Source organism: Spirosoma endbachense, assembly GCF_010233585.1.
GTDB lineage: Bacteria > Bacteroidota > Bacteroidia > Cytophagales > Spirosomataceae > Spirosoma > Spirosoma endbachense.
Genome location: NZ_CP045997.1, coordinates 8,709,181 through 8,725,408, shown reverse-complemented (window position 1 = coordinate 8,725,408; position 16,228 = coordinate 8,709,181). Strand labels below are relative to the sequence as shown.

Annotated in this window: 14 protein-coding genes; 9 read left to right on the top strand and 5 right to left on the bottom strand. The window is 48.1% G+C overall.

Translation table 11 applies throughout. From position 1 onward, the window contains the following. Positions 1-39: 39 nt before the first annotated feature. On the top strand, positions 40-1,533 hold the full coding sequence (locus tag GJR95_RS35310) for an FGGY family carbohydrate kinase (protein WP_162390330.1): 1,494 nt from the start codon (positions 40-42) through the stop codon (positions 1,531-1,533). Between the two features lie 11 nt (positions 1,534-1,544). Here GJR95_RS35310 and GJR95_RS35305 read toward each other — a convergent pair whose 3' ends face one another. Next, positions 1,545-2,153: a TetR/AcrR family transcriptional regulator gene (locus GJR95_RS35305; RefSeq protein ID WP_162390329.1), complete on the bottom strand. Its 609-nt coding sequence runs from the start codon at positions 2,151-2,153 to the stop codon at positions 1,545-1,547. A gap of 256 nt (positions 2,154-2,409) precedes the next feature. Between GJR95_RS35305 and fabF the strand changes: the two genes are divergently transcribed. Then, complete coding sequence (fabF, locus tag GJR95_RS35300) at positions 2,410-3,654, top strand: beta-ketoacyl-ACP synthase II (protein ID WP_162390328.1); 1,245 nt, start codon at positions 2,410-2,412, stop codon at positions 3,652-3,654. Positions 3,655-3,758: 104 nt separating this feature from the next. Here fabF and GJR95_RS35295 read toward each other — a convergent pair whose 3' ends face one another. Next, entirely contained in the window at positions 3,759-4,355 is a 597-nt protein-coding gene (locus GJR95_RS35295) for a hypothetical protein (RefSeq protein ID WP_162390327.1), read from the bottom strand. 424 nt (positions 4,356-4,779) lie between these two features. Here GJR95_RS35295 and GJR95_RS35290 point away from each other — a divergent pair, with 424 nt between their 5' ends. The 6 genes from GJR95_RS35290 to GJR95_RS35265 all read left to right on the top strand — a co-directional run bounded on the left by GJR95_RS35290 (position 4,780) and on the right by GJR95_RS35265 (position 12,971). Then, the gene (locus GJR95_RS35290; protein WP_162390326.1) at positions 4,780-5,106 is read left to right on the top strand and encodes a PadR family transcriptional regulator; all 327 of its coding nucleotides are present in this window, start codon (positions 4,780-4,782) and stop codon (positions 5,104-5,106) included. A gap of 3 nt (positions 5,107-5,109) precedes the next feature. Continuing rightward, positions 5,110-7,842, top strand: a complete 2,733-nt coding sequence (locus GJR95_RS35285) for an FtsX-like permease family protein (RefSeq protein WP_232540964.1) — start codon at positions 5,110-5,112, stop codon at positions 7,840-7,842. A 78-nt stretch (positions 7,843-7,920) separates the two neighbouring features. Then, positions 7,921-8,277, top strand: coding sequence for a hypothetical protein (locus tag GJR95_RS35280; RefSeq protein WP_162390325.1), 357 nt, complete (start codon positions 7,921-7,923; stop codon positions 8,275-8,277). Between the two features lie 55 nt (positions 8,278-8,332). Continuing rightward, on the top strand, positions 8,333-10,690 hold the full coding sequence (locus GJR95_RS35275) for a DUF7133 domain-containing protein (RefSeq protein ID WP_162390324.1): 2,358 nt from the start codon (positions 8,333-8,335) through the stop codon (positions 10,688-10,690). A gap of 116 nt (positions 10,691-10,806) precedes the next feature. Beyond that, complete coding sequence (locus GJR95_RS35270; protein WP_162390323.1) at positions 10,807-11,976, top strand: alpha/beta hydrolase family protein; 1,170 nt, start codon at positions 10,807-10,809, stop codon at positions 11,974-11,976. Positions 11,977-12,260: 284 nt separating this feature from the next. Continuing rightward, positions 12,261-12,971: a YciE/YciF ferroxidase family protein gene (locus tag GJR95_RS35265; protein WP_162390322.1), complete on the top strand. Its 711-nt coding sequence runs from the start codon at positions 12,261-12,263 to the stop codon at positions 12,969-12,971. A 134-nt stretch (positions 12,972-13,105) separates the two neighbouring features. On the opposite strand, the gene GJR95_RS35260 is transcribed toward GJR95_RS35265, so the two are convergent. From GJR95_RS35260 to GJR95_RS35250, 3 genes are all read right to left on the bottom strand, one after another. Beyond that, positions 13,106-13,426 carry a hypothetical protein gene (locus GJR95_RS35260; RefSeq protein ID WP_162390321.1) on the bottom strand — a complete coding sequence of 107 codons (321 nt, stop codon included), beginning with the start codon at positions 13,424-13,426 and terminating at the stop codon, positions 13,106-13,108. Between the two features lie 102 nt (positions 13,427-13,528). After that, the gene (locus GJR95_RS35255) at positions 13,529-13,969 is read right to left on the bottom strand and encodes a hypothetical protein (protein WP_162390320.1); all 441 of its coding nucleotides are present in this window, start codon (positions 13,967-13,969) and stop codon (positions 13,529-13,531) included. A gap of 61 nt (positions 13,970-14,030) precedes the next feature. Further along, positions 14,031-14,780 carry an SDR family oxidoreductase gene (locus GJR95_RS35250; RefSeq protein WP_162390319.1) on the bottom strand — a complete coding sequence of 250 codons (750 nt, stop codon included), beginning with the start codon at positions 14,778-14,780 and terminating at the stop codon, positions 14,031-14,033. 110 nt (positions 14,781-14,890) lie between these two features. Between GJR95_RS35250 and GJR95_RS35245 the strand changes: the two genes are divergently transcribed. Beyond that, positions 14,891-15,793 carry a histone deacetylase family protein gene (locus GJR95_RS35245; RefSeq protein ID WP_162390318.1) on the top strand — a complete coding sequence of 301 codons (903 nt, stop codon included), beginning with the start codon at positions 14,891-14,893 and terminating at the stop codon, positions 15,791-15,793. The last annotated feature ends 435 nt before the right edge of the window (positions 15,794-16,228 follow it).

Below are 16,228 nucleotides of genomic sequence, written 5' to 3'. Positions count from 1 at the left end.
GCCAGCTTGTTAGTTGTTCTCATTTTCTGCCAATAAAGCATGACCAGTTCCTATATTTTAGCCATTGATCAGGGCACAAGCAGTACAAAAACGTTGCTTTTTGATGAAAATGGTCGGGTTATTTCCCGCGCTTCAGAACCGTTGAAAACCAATTATTTTGGTGATGGGTATGTTGAGCAAGACCCCGAAGAAATCGTTCGGAACGTACTGACTTCCGTTGGCAAGTGTATTGATTCATTTGTCGCTCAGGGCGGTAATCTTCGGGCGATAACGGTCTGCGGAATTTCTAATCAGCGGGAAACCTTCGTCGTCTGGGATGAAGCCGGTGTGCCGCTTTATAATGCCATTGTCTGGCAATGCAAGCGTTCCATAGCCGTTTGCGAGCGATTGAAAGCCGAAGGACTCGAGGAGCCAATTCGTACGAAAACGGGCTTATTCATCGATCCATATTTTTCGGGGAGCAAGCTCATCTGGTTGTATGAACAGCATGAAAAAGTCCGGCAGGCAATCGATTCCGGAAAGGCTTATTTTGGTACGGTAGACACCTGGCTTCTTTATAAATTAACCAATGGACAGCGCTATCTGACCGATTATACCAATGCCTCCCGCACGCTCTTTTTTAACCTTCAGACGCTCTCGTGGGATCAGGAAATCCTGGCGCAGTTTGGCCTTTCCCGACTGAATTTACCCGAGCCAAAACCGTCTTCGTTTTTGTTTGGCGAATCGAATTTTAACGGCTTGCTCGACCATCCGCTACCTATTGCCAGTATGATTGGTGATTCGCACGCGGCTGCTTTCGGTGAGGGATGTTTCGCCCCCGGAACGGCCAAAGCGACGCTCGGAACGGGTTGCTCGATCATGATGGATATTGGTCCAGCGTGTAAAGAATCGAATCATGGCATGGTGACGACCATCTGCTGGAGTACCGAAGAACGGGTCGACTATGCACTGGAAGGCGTAATCGTTACCTGTGGCGCAACCATCGAATGGCTGAAAAATAATCTAGAGTTGTTTGCCGAAAGCCGGGATACGGAAGCCATGGCAACAGCTGTAGCCGATAATGGGGGCGTTTATGTTGTTCCTGCTTTCAGTGGTCTTGGCGCTCCTCACTGGGACATGGCCCGGAAAGCGTCCATTTCTGGCCTTACGTTTGGCTCCACCAAAAATCACATTGTCAGAGCTGCCCTCGAATCGATTCCCTACCAGATCAGGGACGTTATCGTTGCGATGGAGCAGGACACCGGTATAACGTTAGCGGAGTTAATGGTCAACGGTGGTTTGACCTCGAATGGTTTCGTTCTTCAGTTTCTGGCCGACCTCCTCAATAAGCCCGTTGTTAACCGCGAAATGGCCGATATTTCGGCGTTAGGGGCTGCCTATCTGGCTGGTTTAAAAGCGGGGGTCTATCGGGACTTAGCGCATTTGCAGCAGTTAAATGATTGTAAGTCTGTTATTAATCCTTCGGAGAACCGGCTATCGGTAGAACAGGCTTACACGGGCTGGCAACTGGCTTTAGAGACGAATTTGCACTAAGGTGATACCCTTTATATTTCTACTTTTATCTGCTCGATCAGCAATTCTACTGTCTTTAGGATTTTGTCCAGGCTAGTTGGATTATTGGTCACTCGGGCAATCATGATACCACCTTCAATGAGGGCAATAATTGACAGGGCACTGCGCTCGGGCTCTACAGTTTCGAGGAATTCGCCGGTTTTAATGCCCGCTTTGATAATGTCGATAATCGACTTTTTCCATTCCAGAATTGCTTTCGCAGCTTTATCTTTCAGAAGATTGTTGGTGTCATCGGCTTCAATGGCCGTGTTTAGAATGGGACATCCGCCCGGCAAAAAGGGAGCGCGAATGAAAGTCCCATAAACCACGGCGTAGACCAGCAATTTCTCTGAATTTGAGATTGCCTGCACCATGTGCTGCTGAACCGCCTGTTTTATGCGTGATAGGTTGTAATCAAAAACAGCCAGGGCCACTTCTTCTTTGTTTTCAAAGTTTCCGTAAATACTGCCCTTCGTTAAGCCGGTAGCCTCCGTTAAATCGGCTAACGATGTTCCCGCATAGCCTTTTGTGTTGAAAATACCTGCGGTCGTTTCTATGATAAACTGGCGGGTTCGTTCCGCTTTTGATTGTTTAGTAGCCATGTTATAAATGTGCTGTCTAGTATTAAAAATTGCTGAAACTCAGTAAAGATGTACCTGTAAAAGCCTAATGACCTTGCTCGTAGAACCTATTTGACGATTATAGGCTGAAAGAACTAATTGTGCCAATAATTTGATTTGATAAATATACCGATTGGTATTGTATTTTCATACATTTGCGACGCTTTTTTAAAGATAGCTTTACCGAATACTAGGTCTGGTGAATGCAAGGCCGATTTGTTATTAATCAAAAACAAACATGTTACACCGAGTTGTTATTACTGGTGTTGGAGCACTGACTCCTGTTGGTCACGACGTGGAAACGTTTTGGCAAAATGTAGTAAATGGTCAAAGTGGCGCGGCTACGATTACGCACTTTGATGCATCTTTATTTCGCACCCAATTCGCCTGCGAACTCAAAAATTATGACGCTACTCAGTATCTAAGCCGGTCAGATATCAAGCGAACCGACCTCTTTACTCAATATGCATTAATTGCTTCTGATCAGGCCATTAAGGATTCTGGTTTCGAACTGGATAAGATGGACCCATTTGATGTGGGTGTCATCTGGGGATCGGGCCAGGGGGGTATGGATACCTTCGAAGAGCAGGTTAAAGAATTTGCGCTGGGAACGGGCCAGCCCCGGTTTAGTCCGTTTTTTATTCCCAAGCTGATTGCAAACATGGCTTCGGGTATGATTTCCATTCGGAACGGCTACATGGGTATTAACTATACGACGGTTTCGGCCTGTGCTACGTCGAATACCGCCATCATGGATGCCTTCAATTACATTCGGCTGGGGAAAGCAAAAATCATTGTCAGTGGTGGGTCTGAAGCGCCAATTACGCCGGCGTCATTTGGCGGATTTAGTGCGTTAAAGGCAATGTCTGCTCATAATAGTGAGCCTGCTGTTGCCTCACGCCCATTCGATGTAAACCGGGATGGATTCGTTATGGGTGAAGGAGCAGGTGCTTTAATCCTTGAAGAATACGAACATGCCGTTAAGCGTGGCGCACATATATACGGGGAAATTACCGGGGCATCAATGACGGCGGATGCCTATCACATGACGGCTACTCATCCAGCAGGTATCGGCGCATCGAAAGCCATGCAACTGGCTTTGAAGGAGGCCAATATCACCATTTCGGATGTAGATTACCTGAATGCGCACGCTACCTCAACATCGGTAGGTGATTTATCGGAAATAAATGCGGTGTTAAGTCTAACCGGAACCGAGAAAACAAAACTGAAAATTAGCGCTACCAAATCCGTAACGGGGCATTTGCTGGGGGCTGCCGGAGCTGTCGAGGCAATTATATGCCTGTTATCTATCCGTGACAGCGTTATTCCGCCAACGATCAACACCACAGTTCTGGACCCGGCAATTCCGGAAAATCTGACCATTGTTACCAAAGAGGCCATGCCATCCAACGTGAATGTTGCGATGAGCAACACCTTTGGTTTTGGAGGGCACAATAGTATTGTGGTTTTTCAGAAACTATAAGGCCAATCTGTGGCCACAACAAGCACGAGGCAGGGGCAAAGGAATCAAAGCAACTAACCGTTGTGACCATTGTACCTGCCGCGTGCCTTTTTTAGTCTGAATAATCAATGATTCCAATTCAGGCCAGCGGTTCTGAACTTGATTTCACGGGCTCCCTGACCGTCGAACCCAACGTCGATTACGGCTTCTTTGGCGGTATTTAACTGATTGATCAGCTTCTGTTCTGAATCAAAAAATATGATATTAGCCCGTCCGTTTTCAGCTGCTGAGAACGCATAGGAAACAGCGGGTTTGTTGTCGAAACGGATTTGGGCATTTCCGCCCTGAAAACTCCGGTTGAACTGTCCTTTTGATACCTCCAGATAGACGTTTGTGCCACTGCTCCGTTTTCGAATGGTCAATGTTGCCGATGAACCACCTTCGTAGGGAAACGGAAATTCGAGCAGGTTGGAAGCAATAATCGACGCTTTATAGACCGGATTGTTTGTTTGATCGGTTGTTCGATCATACTGCCACTTTCCGGCGTTGGCAGGGACCTGGTTTGTAGACCCAGACTTCGTGGCCCCCTCCCCGGAAAGTTGTCCGCTGGCCGTTGCAATGGCTGCCTGTCCTGTATCGGTGGCTGCGGATTGGGTCGGTTTTTCCTTTGTTGAACAACTAAAAAGGGCCAGAAAACTAAGGCAATACAGGCTTTTTTTCATAGTGACTTTGTCCGAATAGATCCCAAAACTACTGGATTCTATTCCATTATTCAGATGATGAATGAGGGCAATGCGTTAAACTTTAGTAGGCCTTTAGCTTTGAGCCGTGCCACCTCAGCCGCGGACGGTGGTTACTAATCTTGCGCAAACAAACCGTGGCACCGCTCAAAGCTAAAGGCCTATATTAATAAAACGCCTGCCATGTACAGTACAGTTATAGACTAGAAGTAATTCCTTGGGTAAGTTAGTATTCCAACAGCCTTGGTGCGCTGTCCACATGCGTACAATAACTGTCCGTTTCTGGACAGCAATCGCCAACTATAACTAAAATAAAAGGCTTTGATGCAATGCAATAGGCATGTTTCCGGTTTGGCAGGACATTTGTTTAGCAAATAATAATCAAATGGAGCAAAACTGTATTCGTATGGGCCGATCCTACTTAGGCGAATTCGAGGAACTGGTTTTATTGGCTGTGGCCGTATTGCAGGGAGACGCTTACGGAGTCGTCATTGCTGCTGAGCTGAAACAACGCACGAATCGAATCAGTAGCCTCAGTGGTGTACATATCGCGCTTTACAGGCTGGAGGAAAAAGGCTTTGTTCGGTCAGAACTTGGCGGAGCCACCATGACCCGAGGTGGGCGTCGAAAGCGGTTGTTTACCGTTACGGCAGCAGGAAGGCAAACGCTGAATGAGATGCGGACAGTGCGCAACGACCTCTGGAACTTTATTCCTACTCCTTCTTTGACGTAAATCATGGCGAATCATACACCAACTCCCCCGGCCTGGGCCGATCGCTTATTGACATGGTTGTGTCCACCTCATTTGCTGGAAGAACTGCTGGGTGATCTGCACGAGCAGTTTGCCGAACAGGTAATCGACGTTGGCGAACAAAAAGCACGACAGTTATATGTGGTGGAGGTCGTCAAATTCATTCGTCCTTATTTTCTGAAGCGACGAGTGGGCCATTTTGCGCAGCCGGTAACCAGCCCCGTTTCGCAAGGGGCGCATCGCTATAAAACCAATGAATTTCCTCAACCCTTTTTTCTCCATCCAGACATGCTACGCAATTATGTAAAGATCGCCTTACGTACTCTTTGGAGGAGCAAAGGATATGCATCAATCAATGTGGTTGGCCTTGCTGTTGCTTTCTGTATCAGCTTGTTCCTGTTTCTGATTGCTTATTTACAGCTGACTTTTGATTCTTTTCATGAGGATGGTGACCGTATTTTTCAGACCTATTTTTTCTCGAATGATCCGGAGCAGGCCAGTAGGTCGGCAGGCATGCCCTTGCCCCTCATGCCTGCCTTAAAAACCGACTATCCGGAAATAGAGGCCGCAGCAAGATTTATTGTTGTCCGGAAAAGCCTGGTGGAATATAAAGGGCACTATTTTGATAAAAACGTCTATCTCACTGACCCGGATTTTTTTAAACTATTCTCCTTTCCGTTGCGTAAAGGGAATCCGGAAAGCGCCCTTCGTGATTTAAGCAATGTGGTTATCAGCGAGAATATGGCCCAGACGCTATTCGGTACCGAAGATCCGATGGGCAAACCCGTAGAACTCGGCAGTGATGGCAACCGAAAGCAATATATCGTGTCGGGCGTACTGGCTGATGCACCCTACAACTCAACGATTCATTACGACGCGCTGATTCGGGTCGAGAATCTTCCGGATTATCAGTCAGCGAAAGACAATTGGGGGGCAAACTCGCATCAGGTCTTTGTGAAATTACCCCCCAATATAGACCAGATCACGTTTGAAAGTCGGTTAAAGGCGTTTGCTGTCAAATACTTTCATGGGTCTCTGGATGACCTCAAAAAGAAAGGCGCAAAACCCGACGAACGGGGCGATGTGTTTGCGGTCCGGTTGCAGAAACTGGCTGACGTTCACTTTGGCCGGGAAATATCGGGTGGAAAAGGAGCACCCATTGCCTTGATCTATGTGTTAATGGGTATTGCCTTTTTTATTCTGCTGATTGCCTGCATCAACTTCATTAATCTGAGCGTGGCGCGGTCGTTTACGCGGGCTAAAGAAGTGGGCATCCGGAAGTCGCTGGGCGCATTGAAAAAGCAGCTTTTTGTTCAGATCTGGGGCGAATCGACCGTGATTTGTTTGATTGGTTTTGGGGTTGGTCTATTGCTTTCCTACCTACTTTTACCGGTTTTCAATGCCACATTTAATAGCAAACTGACCCTGGATTACATAGCCCAACCTGGCTTTATCGGGTTGATGCTGCTCGTATTTGCGCTGATCACTTTTGTAGCAGGCGGGTATCCGGCCTGGCAGATGGCGAAGTTTAATCCGGTTGAAGTGCTCAAAGGAAAGATTTCGCTGAAACGTCCCGGTATTTTGCGCAACTCACTCATTGTTACACAGTTTACGCTGTCTTGCCTGCTGACCTGCTGTACGATTATTGCTCTCCAGCAGGTCGATTTCCTACGGCAGCAACCGCTTGGCTTTCAGAAAGAACAGGTAATCAGCATTCCGGTAGGGAGTCAGGTAAACGGGCGGCAGGTATTGCAACGGTTGCGTAATAAATTAGCTTCTGATCCTACCGTGTTGGCCATAACCGGTTCTGGTGTCAATTTAGGAAAGGGCAAGGATCGGGTCACGGCGAGAGGTGTGCTCGGTATCACCTACAAAGGGAATGACATAGCAACCGACTGGCTGCTTGTCGATTATGACTACCTTAAAACGTTGAATATAAAACTTTTGGCGGGCCGGGATTTTGATCGGGCTTATCCGACAGATTCGGTAAATCGGGTAGTCATTACCGAAAGTATGGCCAAGATGATGGGGGAAGCGAATGCGGTTGGAACCCTACTTCGGGATGATCACGATACATCGGGCGTCAAGTCGCAGATTATCGGTGTCATTTCTGATTTTCACCTCTATTCCCTTGCCGATGAGAACAAGCCAATTACCATGCATCTCTCACATAATGAGGCTATTCATTATGTTTTTGTTCGGGTAGCGCCCCAGAATCTGGCGAGTTCGATGGATAAGCTAAAAAACGTCTGGAAAGAAGTAGCCCCCCAATCGGAGTTTATGGGCTCTTTCCTGGATGAAAACGTCGATGCCTGGTATCAGGATGAAGAAATGTTGTCCAGGGTTTTTAGTCTGGCTGCCAGCATCGCCATTCTGTTGTCGTGTATTGGTCTGTTTGCCATTGCGCTGATGGTTATTGAGCAACGTACCAAAGAAATTGGCATTCGAAAGGTGCTCGGTGCGAGTACACCGACTATTATCCTCGTTCTTTCGAAAGACTTTATAAAGCTGGTTATCATCGCTTTGGGAATCGCCATACCACTAGCCTGGTTTGGTATGCACACGTGGTTGAAAGGTTATCCGTACCGAATCGAGATTAGTGCGTGGGTATTTGTCGTGGTAGCGCTGGCCGCTATCCTCATTACATTCGCAACGGTAAGTTTTCACAGCATCAAGGCAGCGTTGATGAATCCGGTAAAATCATTGCGTTCCGAATAATACAAAGAATAAGGGGCGGGGAGGAGGGAACCGGCTCCTTCCTTGCTCAATGCTTCACCGATTTAAACCCAACTTATCATGAAAACGCTTATTATGTGCCTGCTCTTAGGTATTGGCACGGTTGCAATGGCTAAAGATCCTTCATCGTCGCAGGTCCGAACTAGAATCAGTGATGATTCACAAACGATCGCCATTCAAATCGATGGATTTAAACATGGCCGGAAGATCCGTTTCGATCAGACTTTTGATGTGTCGGGTATAAACGTTCTGCAAAAAGAGCTACTTATATACCGAGCCTTCGACTCTCAGGGCCTACTGCCGCCACTCCACATGATGAAGTGGTTGATTTTTGCCGCTTTGGGTTTAACAGGGGTGATCCTAACGCTCATACTGGTTATCATTCAGCGTATGAAGTTTCGATTAAAGGTGTCATAGATGGAGTAAGAGCGTACCAGAATTCCCTTTTGAGTATGCTCTAAAAACATACTCAATGAAACGTAAGCTTTCGATTCTAAGTCTGATTGCTTTCTCAATGCTGGTTATTACCTGTCGGGTCGCTCAGAAATCAGCGACTACGGCTGACCAATCGACCGCTCAGCAAACGCCAGCTGTTCAAGCCGATACAATTCCTGCTTTTACGGCAAATCCGTCGCCCGCGCAGCTAACACCCGAACAGAGTGTCCGCTCGTTTCGGGTGCCTAAAGGCTATCACATGGAGCTGGTTGCCAGCGACCCCATGATCAAAGAGCCCGTTGCCATAGCCTGGGATGGCAATGCCCGCATGTATGTGGCCGAGATGAGCACCTACATGCAGGATGTTGACGGTTCCCACGAACACGACCCAATTAGCCGGGTCATGCTTCTGGAGGATACCGACAATGATGGCAAAATGGACAAAAGTTCTGTCTTTATCGATAAGCTGATTCTGCCCCGGATGATTCTGTGTGTCGATCACGAATTGCTGGTTAATGAAACCGATACCTACGATATCTATAGCTATAAGGATACGAACGGCGATGGGGTAGCCGATGCGAAAAAACCTGTCTTTCAGCTTGGGAAAAAGGCTCCCGGTAACCTCGAACACCAGCGGAGCGGCCTTGACTGGAACCTCGATAACTGGATCTACGTAACAGTCGATCCGGTGCGGTATCGCTATAAAAACGGTGTACTGAAAGCCGATTCGCTTCCGAGTGGATCGAATGGCCAGTGGGGTTTAACGCACGACAACTACGGCCGTCTGTTCTTTTCGCGGGCGGGTGGCGAAATTCCGGCATCGGGTTTTCAGATCAATCCGGCCTATGGTGCCCTTGAGTTTCCGGATCAGTATAGCGAGGAGTTCAATGCCGTATGGCCGATCATTGCCACGCCCGATATTCAGGGAGGTTTACGACGGTTGCGGCTTCCCGATAGCACGCTGAACCATTTCACGGCTAGTAACGGACAATCCATTTTTCGGGGCGATAAGCTTCCGGCCGACCTGGTCGGCGATTACCTGATTGGCGAACCTGTTGCCCGGATTATCCGTCGGGCTAAGGTCATCAATACCAACGGGAAACTGACATTAGAAAATGCCTACAAACAACAGGAGTTTATCGCGTCGACGGATATGAACTTCCGGCCGGTCAATACCTACACCGGCCCCGATGGATGCCTGTACATTGTCGATATGAACCGCGGAATCATTCAGGAGTCGCAGTGGACACCGAAAGACAGTTACCTTCGCCCGCAGATTCAGCGGCTAGGACTCGACAAAAACGTACAACACGGCCGTATTTACCGATTGGTACATGATGGCATGAAACCGGGGCCGAAACCCAAGATGCTTGATGAATCGGCCAGTAAACTCATTACCTACCTCGATCACCCAAATGGCTGGTGGCGCGACAATGCGCAAAAGCAACTCGTGATCCTGGGCGATCAATCGGTTGTTCCTGTTCTGAAGCAAATTGCATTAGGCGAGCAGGGCTCGCTGAGTCGTAAACCGTCAACGCTGGGACGACTTCATGCGTTATGGACTCTGGAAGGACTGGATGCCATCGATAAAGACGTGCTGTTTACGGTGATGAAAGACGAAGCTCCGCAACTTCGTCGGGCAGCTATCTGGATCAGCGAACGCTATATCAAGCAGGGTGATGAGCAGGTACTGGACAAGGTGAGTGTGCTTAAAAATGATCCGAGTTATGATGTCCGTACGCAATTGGTTTTATCGACCCACGACAGCAAATCGGCTAAGGCTAAAGCCCTTAATAATGAAATCATAGAGCAGAACACATCGATTGAAATGCTGGCCGGCGCCCGAAAAAGCCAACTCAAGAACGACGCGGTTAAAACATACGGCCTTCGTTTGGGCAGACTCGAAGAATCGGACCGGAAGCTGGTGATGGCCGGGGCAAGTACGTTCAAAACATTGTGTGCTACCTGCCACGGCCCCGAAGGAAAAGGGCTGGCCGTTGGGGGAAGTAGTATGGTTGCTCCGCCCCTGTTTGGATCAAAACGAATTGTGGGTGAAAAAGATGTGCTGATAAAAATTCTGCTGCACGGTTTACATGGCCCGGTCGATGAGAAAAATTATCCGGATGTGATGCCGTCGATGGCAGCCAACGACGATGAATGGATTGCCTCTGTACTGAGTTATATTCGGTATGAGTTTGGCTATACCGGCAATTTCCCGCCAAGTCCACCGTCGACGACACCCCGCCCGGCCAACGGCGGTATTCCGCCCGAAGTGTTGAAACGCCGGAATTTCAAGCCTTTTGTTCAGACCGACGAGGTCAGGAAGATACGACAGGAAACGGCGGGTAGAACGCAGGCTTGGACACTGGCCGATCTGGAAAAAGCAGGCCAGTAATTTCCCGGAAGTAGCTGGATTGTAGCCCGGATTCTCGAAGGAAAATTGTTCAGTTTGAAAAATAAGACAAGCAACGAATCAGTTTTCTATAAAGCTGATCCATTCATTCATTTATCATGTACATCCGGAATATCATTGCAATCGGTAGTTTGTTACTGACACTAGGGGCCACTGCACAGCCAAACCCAGATCGCCCGGATTTGTGCCAGGGAGCCTATTTTACCGAACCGCAGGGGGCCGAAGCCTTACGTACTTTTGCGGGAACCTACCATGATCGGGCTACCTGGGAGACAAGGGCTTCACTGATTCGGCAGGGCATTCGCGACGGTATGAGCTTACCGAAAAAGCCGCAGTTTGCGCCACTTCGTCCAATCCGCCACAGCCTGAAAAAAATGAATGGTTATACCGTCGAGAATGTGGCTTTCGAGAGCCTGCCGGGTTTTTTTGTAACGGGTAATCTATATCGACCACTTAACGAAACGGGCAAATCGGCTGGAATTCTTTGCCCACATGGTCATGCCGCCAATCAGGATGCCCGTTTTCTGGAGCAGGCACAACAGCGATGTGCGATATTGGCCCGGATGGGTGCTGTTGTGTTCATCTACGACATGCTCGGCTATGGCGATTCGAAACAAAGTGCTCATAAAGTTCCGCAGGCTCTAAAACTACAGACCCTGAATGGGATGCGGGCATTAGATTTTCTAGCCAGCCTGCCCGACGTCGATACCGAACGAATTGGTATGTCGGGCGAATCAGGTGGGGGTACGCAAACGTTTCTGCTCACCGCGCTCGACCAGCGAATAAAAGTGTCGGTGCCGGTCGTTATGGTGTCGGCTCATTTTTTCGGCGGCTGCGTTTGCGAAAGCGGGATGCCCATTCATAAACGGCCAACCCATCAGACGAGCAATGTAGAAATTGCTGCACTGGCAGCACCCCGGCCCATGCTTATGGTGTCTGATGGAAAAGACTGGACCAAAAACACACCCGAAGTGGAGTTCCCCTACGTCCGCAACATTTACCAGTATTATGGGGCTGTTGACCGGCTCGAAAATGTGCATTTGCCCACTGAAGGCCATGATTATGGCCCCAGCAAACGCGCAGCTGCCTATCGTTTTCTGGCCAAATACCTCAAATTAGACTTAAATAAAGTCCTTAAAGATGGGCAGATTGACGAAGCCTCGAACACACTGCTAAAGCCAGAAGAGCTACAGGTATTCAATGCAGCTCACCCACGACCAGCCAGCGCCGTTGTGGGCGATGATGCAGTAATGGCATTGCTGAAGTAAGGCCATTTTGTGTTAGTGCCATGTCACGGTTCGTATGGGAGTTATGATTAACCGTGGCATGTGATTGCCTGCATAAGGCTACTATTACCTTATCGTTATCTTTTAGAAAACACGCAGTTCCACTGGCATTGGGGAATTGTAGTGATAGTCTACGGAATATGTAGAAAAATGGAAACACTCAAGTCTCGCTAAAATCTGTAACCATCAGACTACCAGCGGTTGGCATGGAATTGGCAACAAGGTTAGGTCAAATTAATAAACTAACCTTATAACCAACAGTAGTTATGGCAACGTTTGGAGAACGCATCGCAAATTTTTTTGGTGGAAACGATCTGGAAACACAGGAAGGTCTTCGTGGCTTGTTTGCCACTGAATTAAAAGATATTTATTACGCTGAAAAGCAAGCCGTAGACGCGCTGGGTGAGCAGGCTGATGCCTCTACGACCGATGAGGTGAGAAATGCTTTTTTACAGCATCAGGATGAAACCCGTAATCATGTTGCAAGGCTGGAGCAGGTATTTAGCAGCATCGGTATCGATGTTGAAGAAGGCTCCTGCGATGCAATCGATGGCCTGGTTGACGATGCCCAACGGGTTGTATCAAATACCGATTCAGGTTCATTAACTCGTGATGCCGGGCTGATCATTGCCGGGCAGAAAATAGAGCACCACGAAATTGCTTCGTATGGCTCGGTTGTCACATTGGCGCAGGTACTCGGCTATACTGAAGCCGCCCGATTACTTCAGCAAACGCTGGATGAAGAGAAAAATGCCGATAAAAAGCTAACAGTGCTGGCCGAATCGTTTGTGAACAGCCGGGCAGCGTCGGAGCGTGATGATGATAATGACGCTTATCGGAGCGATACGGACCGTGACAGCTTCAACCGGCAGAGCATAGTTAACCCGGATGGTACCCGTTATAACGACAGCTCCGTTGGTAGTTCGACTGAATCCGGTTATACTTCCCGCAACGAGGGCAGTGCCTTTGGTCTTTAGAATGACAGGAATCAGGTAGCTATACTGTCCAGGCTACATAGTAGTGAACAGAAACGGGCGACGTCATAATTTGACGTCGCCCGTTTCTGTTGACAAAACCTGTTCTGCCAATTTTCCTTAATGATCAGGATTTCTCAATTTGAGTAGTCCGACTCTTCCGGATTGTCTTCGGTGCCATCGTTATTGCCGAGCGAATCGCTATTGCCGTAGTTTGACCGGTCAGGCTCCATGTTAGGACTACCCGAAACGGCACCGGTGCCATCGTTGCCCGTAATTGCTTCCTCTTCATCGGTGGGCGTTGTTGGGGCTGAGAAGGCATCACCAGACAAATCGGTTGGGTCATATTCTTCGGTCAGCATTTTTCCCTCATCGGGCGTTTGAATGGGTCCGCCCGTATCTGGCCTGAACGTTTGTCCCTGTTCATTCAGCATCGCATCCTGGTTCGTGTTTTCCATATGATCGTTAGTATAGCGGATTGGGTAAACAGCTTTCGGGTAGTTCGTAAAAATTCAGCCTGGTTCAATAAGCTGAATAGGGTAACCGAAAGCCAACTACCATTATCCTCTTGTAAATACTTCCCAGAGCCGATTGTTCAGTTTTCCAGCGTACGTCTTAACATCTTTATGCGATGCATGGATCGTAAATGAAGCAAATTGATTGGCCGATGCTGTGAGTGGTTCAATCCGAACGGTTCGACCTGTTGTCCAGCGCCCTGCCAGTCGACGTACGGAGCCGGTTAAGCGAAGACCGGCATCGATCAGATCGACCTGGCATATTTCGGGATACTGAGCAACCGCTAATTCCTGTGAAAAACGTTGCAATTGACTGGCATCAAACCACGTTAACGTGGGAATTTGCAGGTGCTTTGTTTTTCGTTCGTTACGCAGAAGGAAACGTAATGACAGGAACGATTTTCCGGAGGACGGCCCGGCCAGTACCTGTAAGTCGAGGACTTCCAGTGGCTCCGTCTCAGATGCGGTGGCAAGTTCAATGTTCATAGGGAGTGATGAAAAAGTGTGAGCAGTAAACGGGACAAAGGTAGGAGATGTTTTGTTTCGTCTACACATAGATCATCTTTCGGGTTATGCCACCGTCCACTATGAAGTTCTGACCGGTAATAAAGTTATTTTCCGGCGCAATCAGAAACAGAATCATCCGGGCAATATCGTCGGCCTGACCCACGCGGCCAGCCGGGTGCTGATCGTGGTCTTCGGGACGAAGATCGTCGGGTTTTGCCTTTGCTTTTTTTCGCAGTGCCGATACGTCGATCCATCCGGGACTAATAGCATTGACGCGTATATCAGGCCCCAGACTAACGGCCATTGAATGGGTCAGCGCCAGAAGCCCACCCTTGCTGGCTGTATACGGAAATGTGTCTGGTTCTGATTGAAACGCCCGTGTCGAACACATATTGATGATACTGCCTTTTTGCAAAGCCAGGTATTGCGCCGTGTGTTTGGCACAAAGAAACGCTCCGGTCAGATTTGTACCGATAACCCGGTTCCATTCATCGAGGGTTAATTTGTCGAGCGATTTTTCGATCATGATGGCTGCATTGTTGATCAGCGCATCGATCTGGCCGAAATGAGAAAATGTCTGTTCAGCGGCCTTCCGAACATTCACCTCACTGGATACATCGCAGGAAACGAACAGGATCTGCGCCGATGAGGCTTTGAACGCTTCCCGAAGTTCTGCCAGCGCGTCGGTGTCGGTCTCCCAAATGGCTACGCGGTATCCATGAGTGAGTAAATACTGGGTGGCAACCCGGCCGATACCCTGGCCTCCGCCTGTAATGATAGCTGTTTTCATAGAAGTTGGATAAACCCTTGAAACGTTCAAACGATACAGATTGGTAACACAATTAGATAATGTTGGGTTAACTAAACCGTATCCTTATCGAACGGGATACTTTATTTTCCATGCTTCAAATTGCTTTTTCGCCGGTCTATCGGCTCCGATTGCCTGAGGGCCACCGCTTTCCGATGCTTAAGTATGAATTGATTCATGAACAGTTACTTTATGAAGGAACATGTACTGACGATAATTTTTTTGCCCCTCTGCCCGTTGACGACCACTGGGTGCTGGGCGTCCATACTGCCGAATATGTAGGAGCATTGAAAACCCTTACGGTGGCTCCGGCCATGGTGCGTCGAATCGGTTTTCCATTGACCCCCGAACTCATTGAGCGGGAGTGGATCATTACGCAGGGAACCATTGACTGCACCCATATTGCCTTTCGCGACGGAGTAGCCATGAATGTTGCGGGCGGTACACATCACGCGTTTCCTGATCGGGGGGAGGGTTTTTGTTTGCTTAATGATGTTGGCGTGGCTGCGCACTATCTGCTGGCGACAAATAAGGCAAGAAAGATTCTGGTCATCGATTTAGATGTCCATCAGGGCAATGGTACGGCGGTAATGTTTCAGCAGGAACCACGTGTATTCACCTTCAGTATGCACGGGAAAGATAATTATCCACTCAAAAAAGAGCAGTCGGATCTGGATGTTGAACTGCCGACAGGTATGGCTGATGAAGCGTATCTGAATAGACTCTACGATCTTTTGCCGGATCTGATCCGACGCGAAAAGCCTGATTTTCTGTTTTATGTGTCGGGCGTGGATATTCTCAAATCAGATCGGCTGGGTAAGCTGGGTGTAAGCCGGCAGGGTTGTAAAGCGCGCGATACATTTGTCTTTGAGCAGGCGATCCATTTTGGGTTACCAATTGCCGTTTCTATGGGCGGTGGTTATTCACCCCGCCTGACCGACATCGTTGAAGCGCACTGCAATACATTTCGGATAGCTGCCGATCTGTTTTTCTGACCCTTCTGCAATTTTATATCGTCAACTAAGTGCGAAAAAGTAACGCAATCAACGTTCCTCAAGCGCCCTTTCCTATACTGTTATTTTAAGTTTATAGAAGCAGGTTTTATCAATACACCAATTATAGGCTGGTAAAGAAGCAGATTTTATCTTCCCTGCATTCATCGACAGTCGACGTTTTACTGCTCCAACGAAGCCATGCTAGTCTCGCTCCGTAATCCGAAATGATAGGTTAGACGCTACACTTTCTTCTCTGATTGAAAAGTATAGTAAATCTATAAATATACTAAATGATAATATAATGGTATAAATAGTTTATCAAATATTACTTTTAGGTTTATTTATCTGCTTTTTTTGTGAAACGCATTAGCACGCAGGAAGCGACTACTAAAAACGGGCATTTGCATGAAAAACATAGCCAATAAGCAGAAGATA

What these genes read in the sequence shown, in the direction of transcription:
- GJR95_RS35295 (WP_162390327.1), bottom strand. Translation starts at nt 4,355, where the DNA reads ATGAAAAAAAGCCTGTATTGCCTTAGTTTTCTGGCCCTTTTTAGTTGT.
- GJR95_RS35290 (WP_162390326.1), top strand. Translation starts at nt 4,780, where the DNA reads ATGGGCCGATCCTACTTAGGCGAATTCGAGGAACTGGTTTTATTGGCT.
- GJR95_RS35245 (WP_162390318.1), top strand. Translation starts at nt 14,891, where the DNA reads ATGCTTCAAATTGCTTTTTCGCCGGTCTATCGGCTCCGATTGCCTGAG.
- GJR95_RS35265 (WP_162390322.1), top strand. Translation starts at nt 12,261, where the DNA reads ATGGCAACGTTTGGAGAACGCATCGCAAATTTTTTTGGTGGAAACGAT.
- GJR95_RS35275 (WP_162390324.1), top strand. Translation starts at nt 8,333, where the DNA reads ATGAAACGTAAGCTTTCGATTCTAAGTCTGATTGCTTTCTCAATGCTG.
- GJR95_RS35270 (WP_162390323.1), top strand. Translation starts at nt 10,807, where the DNA reads ATGTACATCCGGAATATCATTGCAATCGGTAGTTTGTTACTGACACTA.
- GJR95_RS35255 (WP_162390320.1), bottom strand. Translation starts at nt 13,969, where the DNA reads ATGAACATTGAACTTGCCACCGCATCTGAGACGGAGCCACTGGAAGTC.
- GJR95_RS35310 (WP_162390330.1), top strand. Translation starts at nt 40, where the DNA reads ATGACCAGTTCCTATATTTTAGCCATTGATCAGGGCACAAGCAGTACA.
- GJR95_RS35250 (WP_162390319.1), bottom strand. Translation starts at nt 14,780, where the DNA reads ATGAAAACAGCTATCATTACAGGCGGAGGCCAGGGTATCGGCCGGGTT.
- GJR95_RS35280 (WP_162390325.1), top strand. Translation starts at nt 7,921, where the DNA reads ATGAAAACGCTTATTATGTGCCTGCTCTTAGGTATTGGCACGGTTGCA.
- GJR95_RS35260 (WP_162390321.1), bottom strand. Translation starts at nt 13,426, where the DNA reads ATGGAAAACACGAACCAGGATGCGATGCTGAATGAACAGGGACAAACG.
- GJR95_RS35305 (WP_162390329.1), bottom strand. Translation starts at nt 2,153, where the DNA reads ATGGCTACTAAACAATCAAAAGCGGAACGAACCCGCCAGTTTATCATA.
- fabF (WP_162390328.1), top strand. Translation starts at nt 2,410, where the DNA reads ATGTTACACCGAGTTGTTATTACTGGTGTTGGAGCACTGACTCCTGTT.
- GJR95_RS35285 (WP_232540964.1), top strand. Translation starts at nt 5,110, where the DNA reads ATGGCGAATCATACACCAACTCCCCCGGCCTGGGCCGATCGCTTATTG.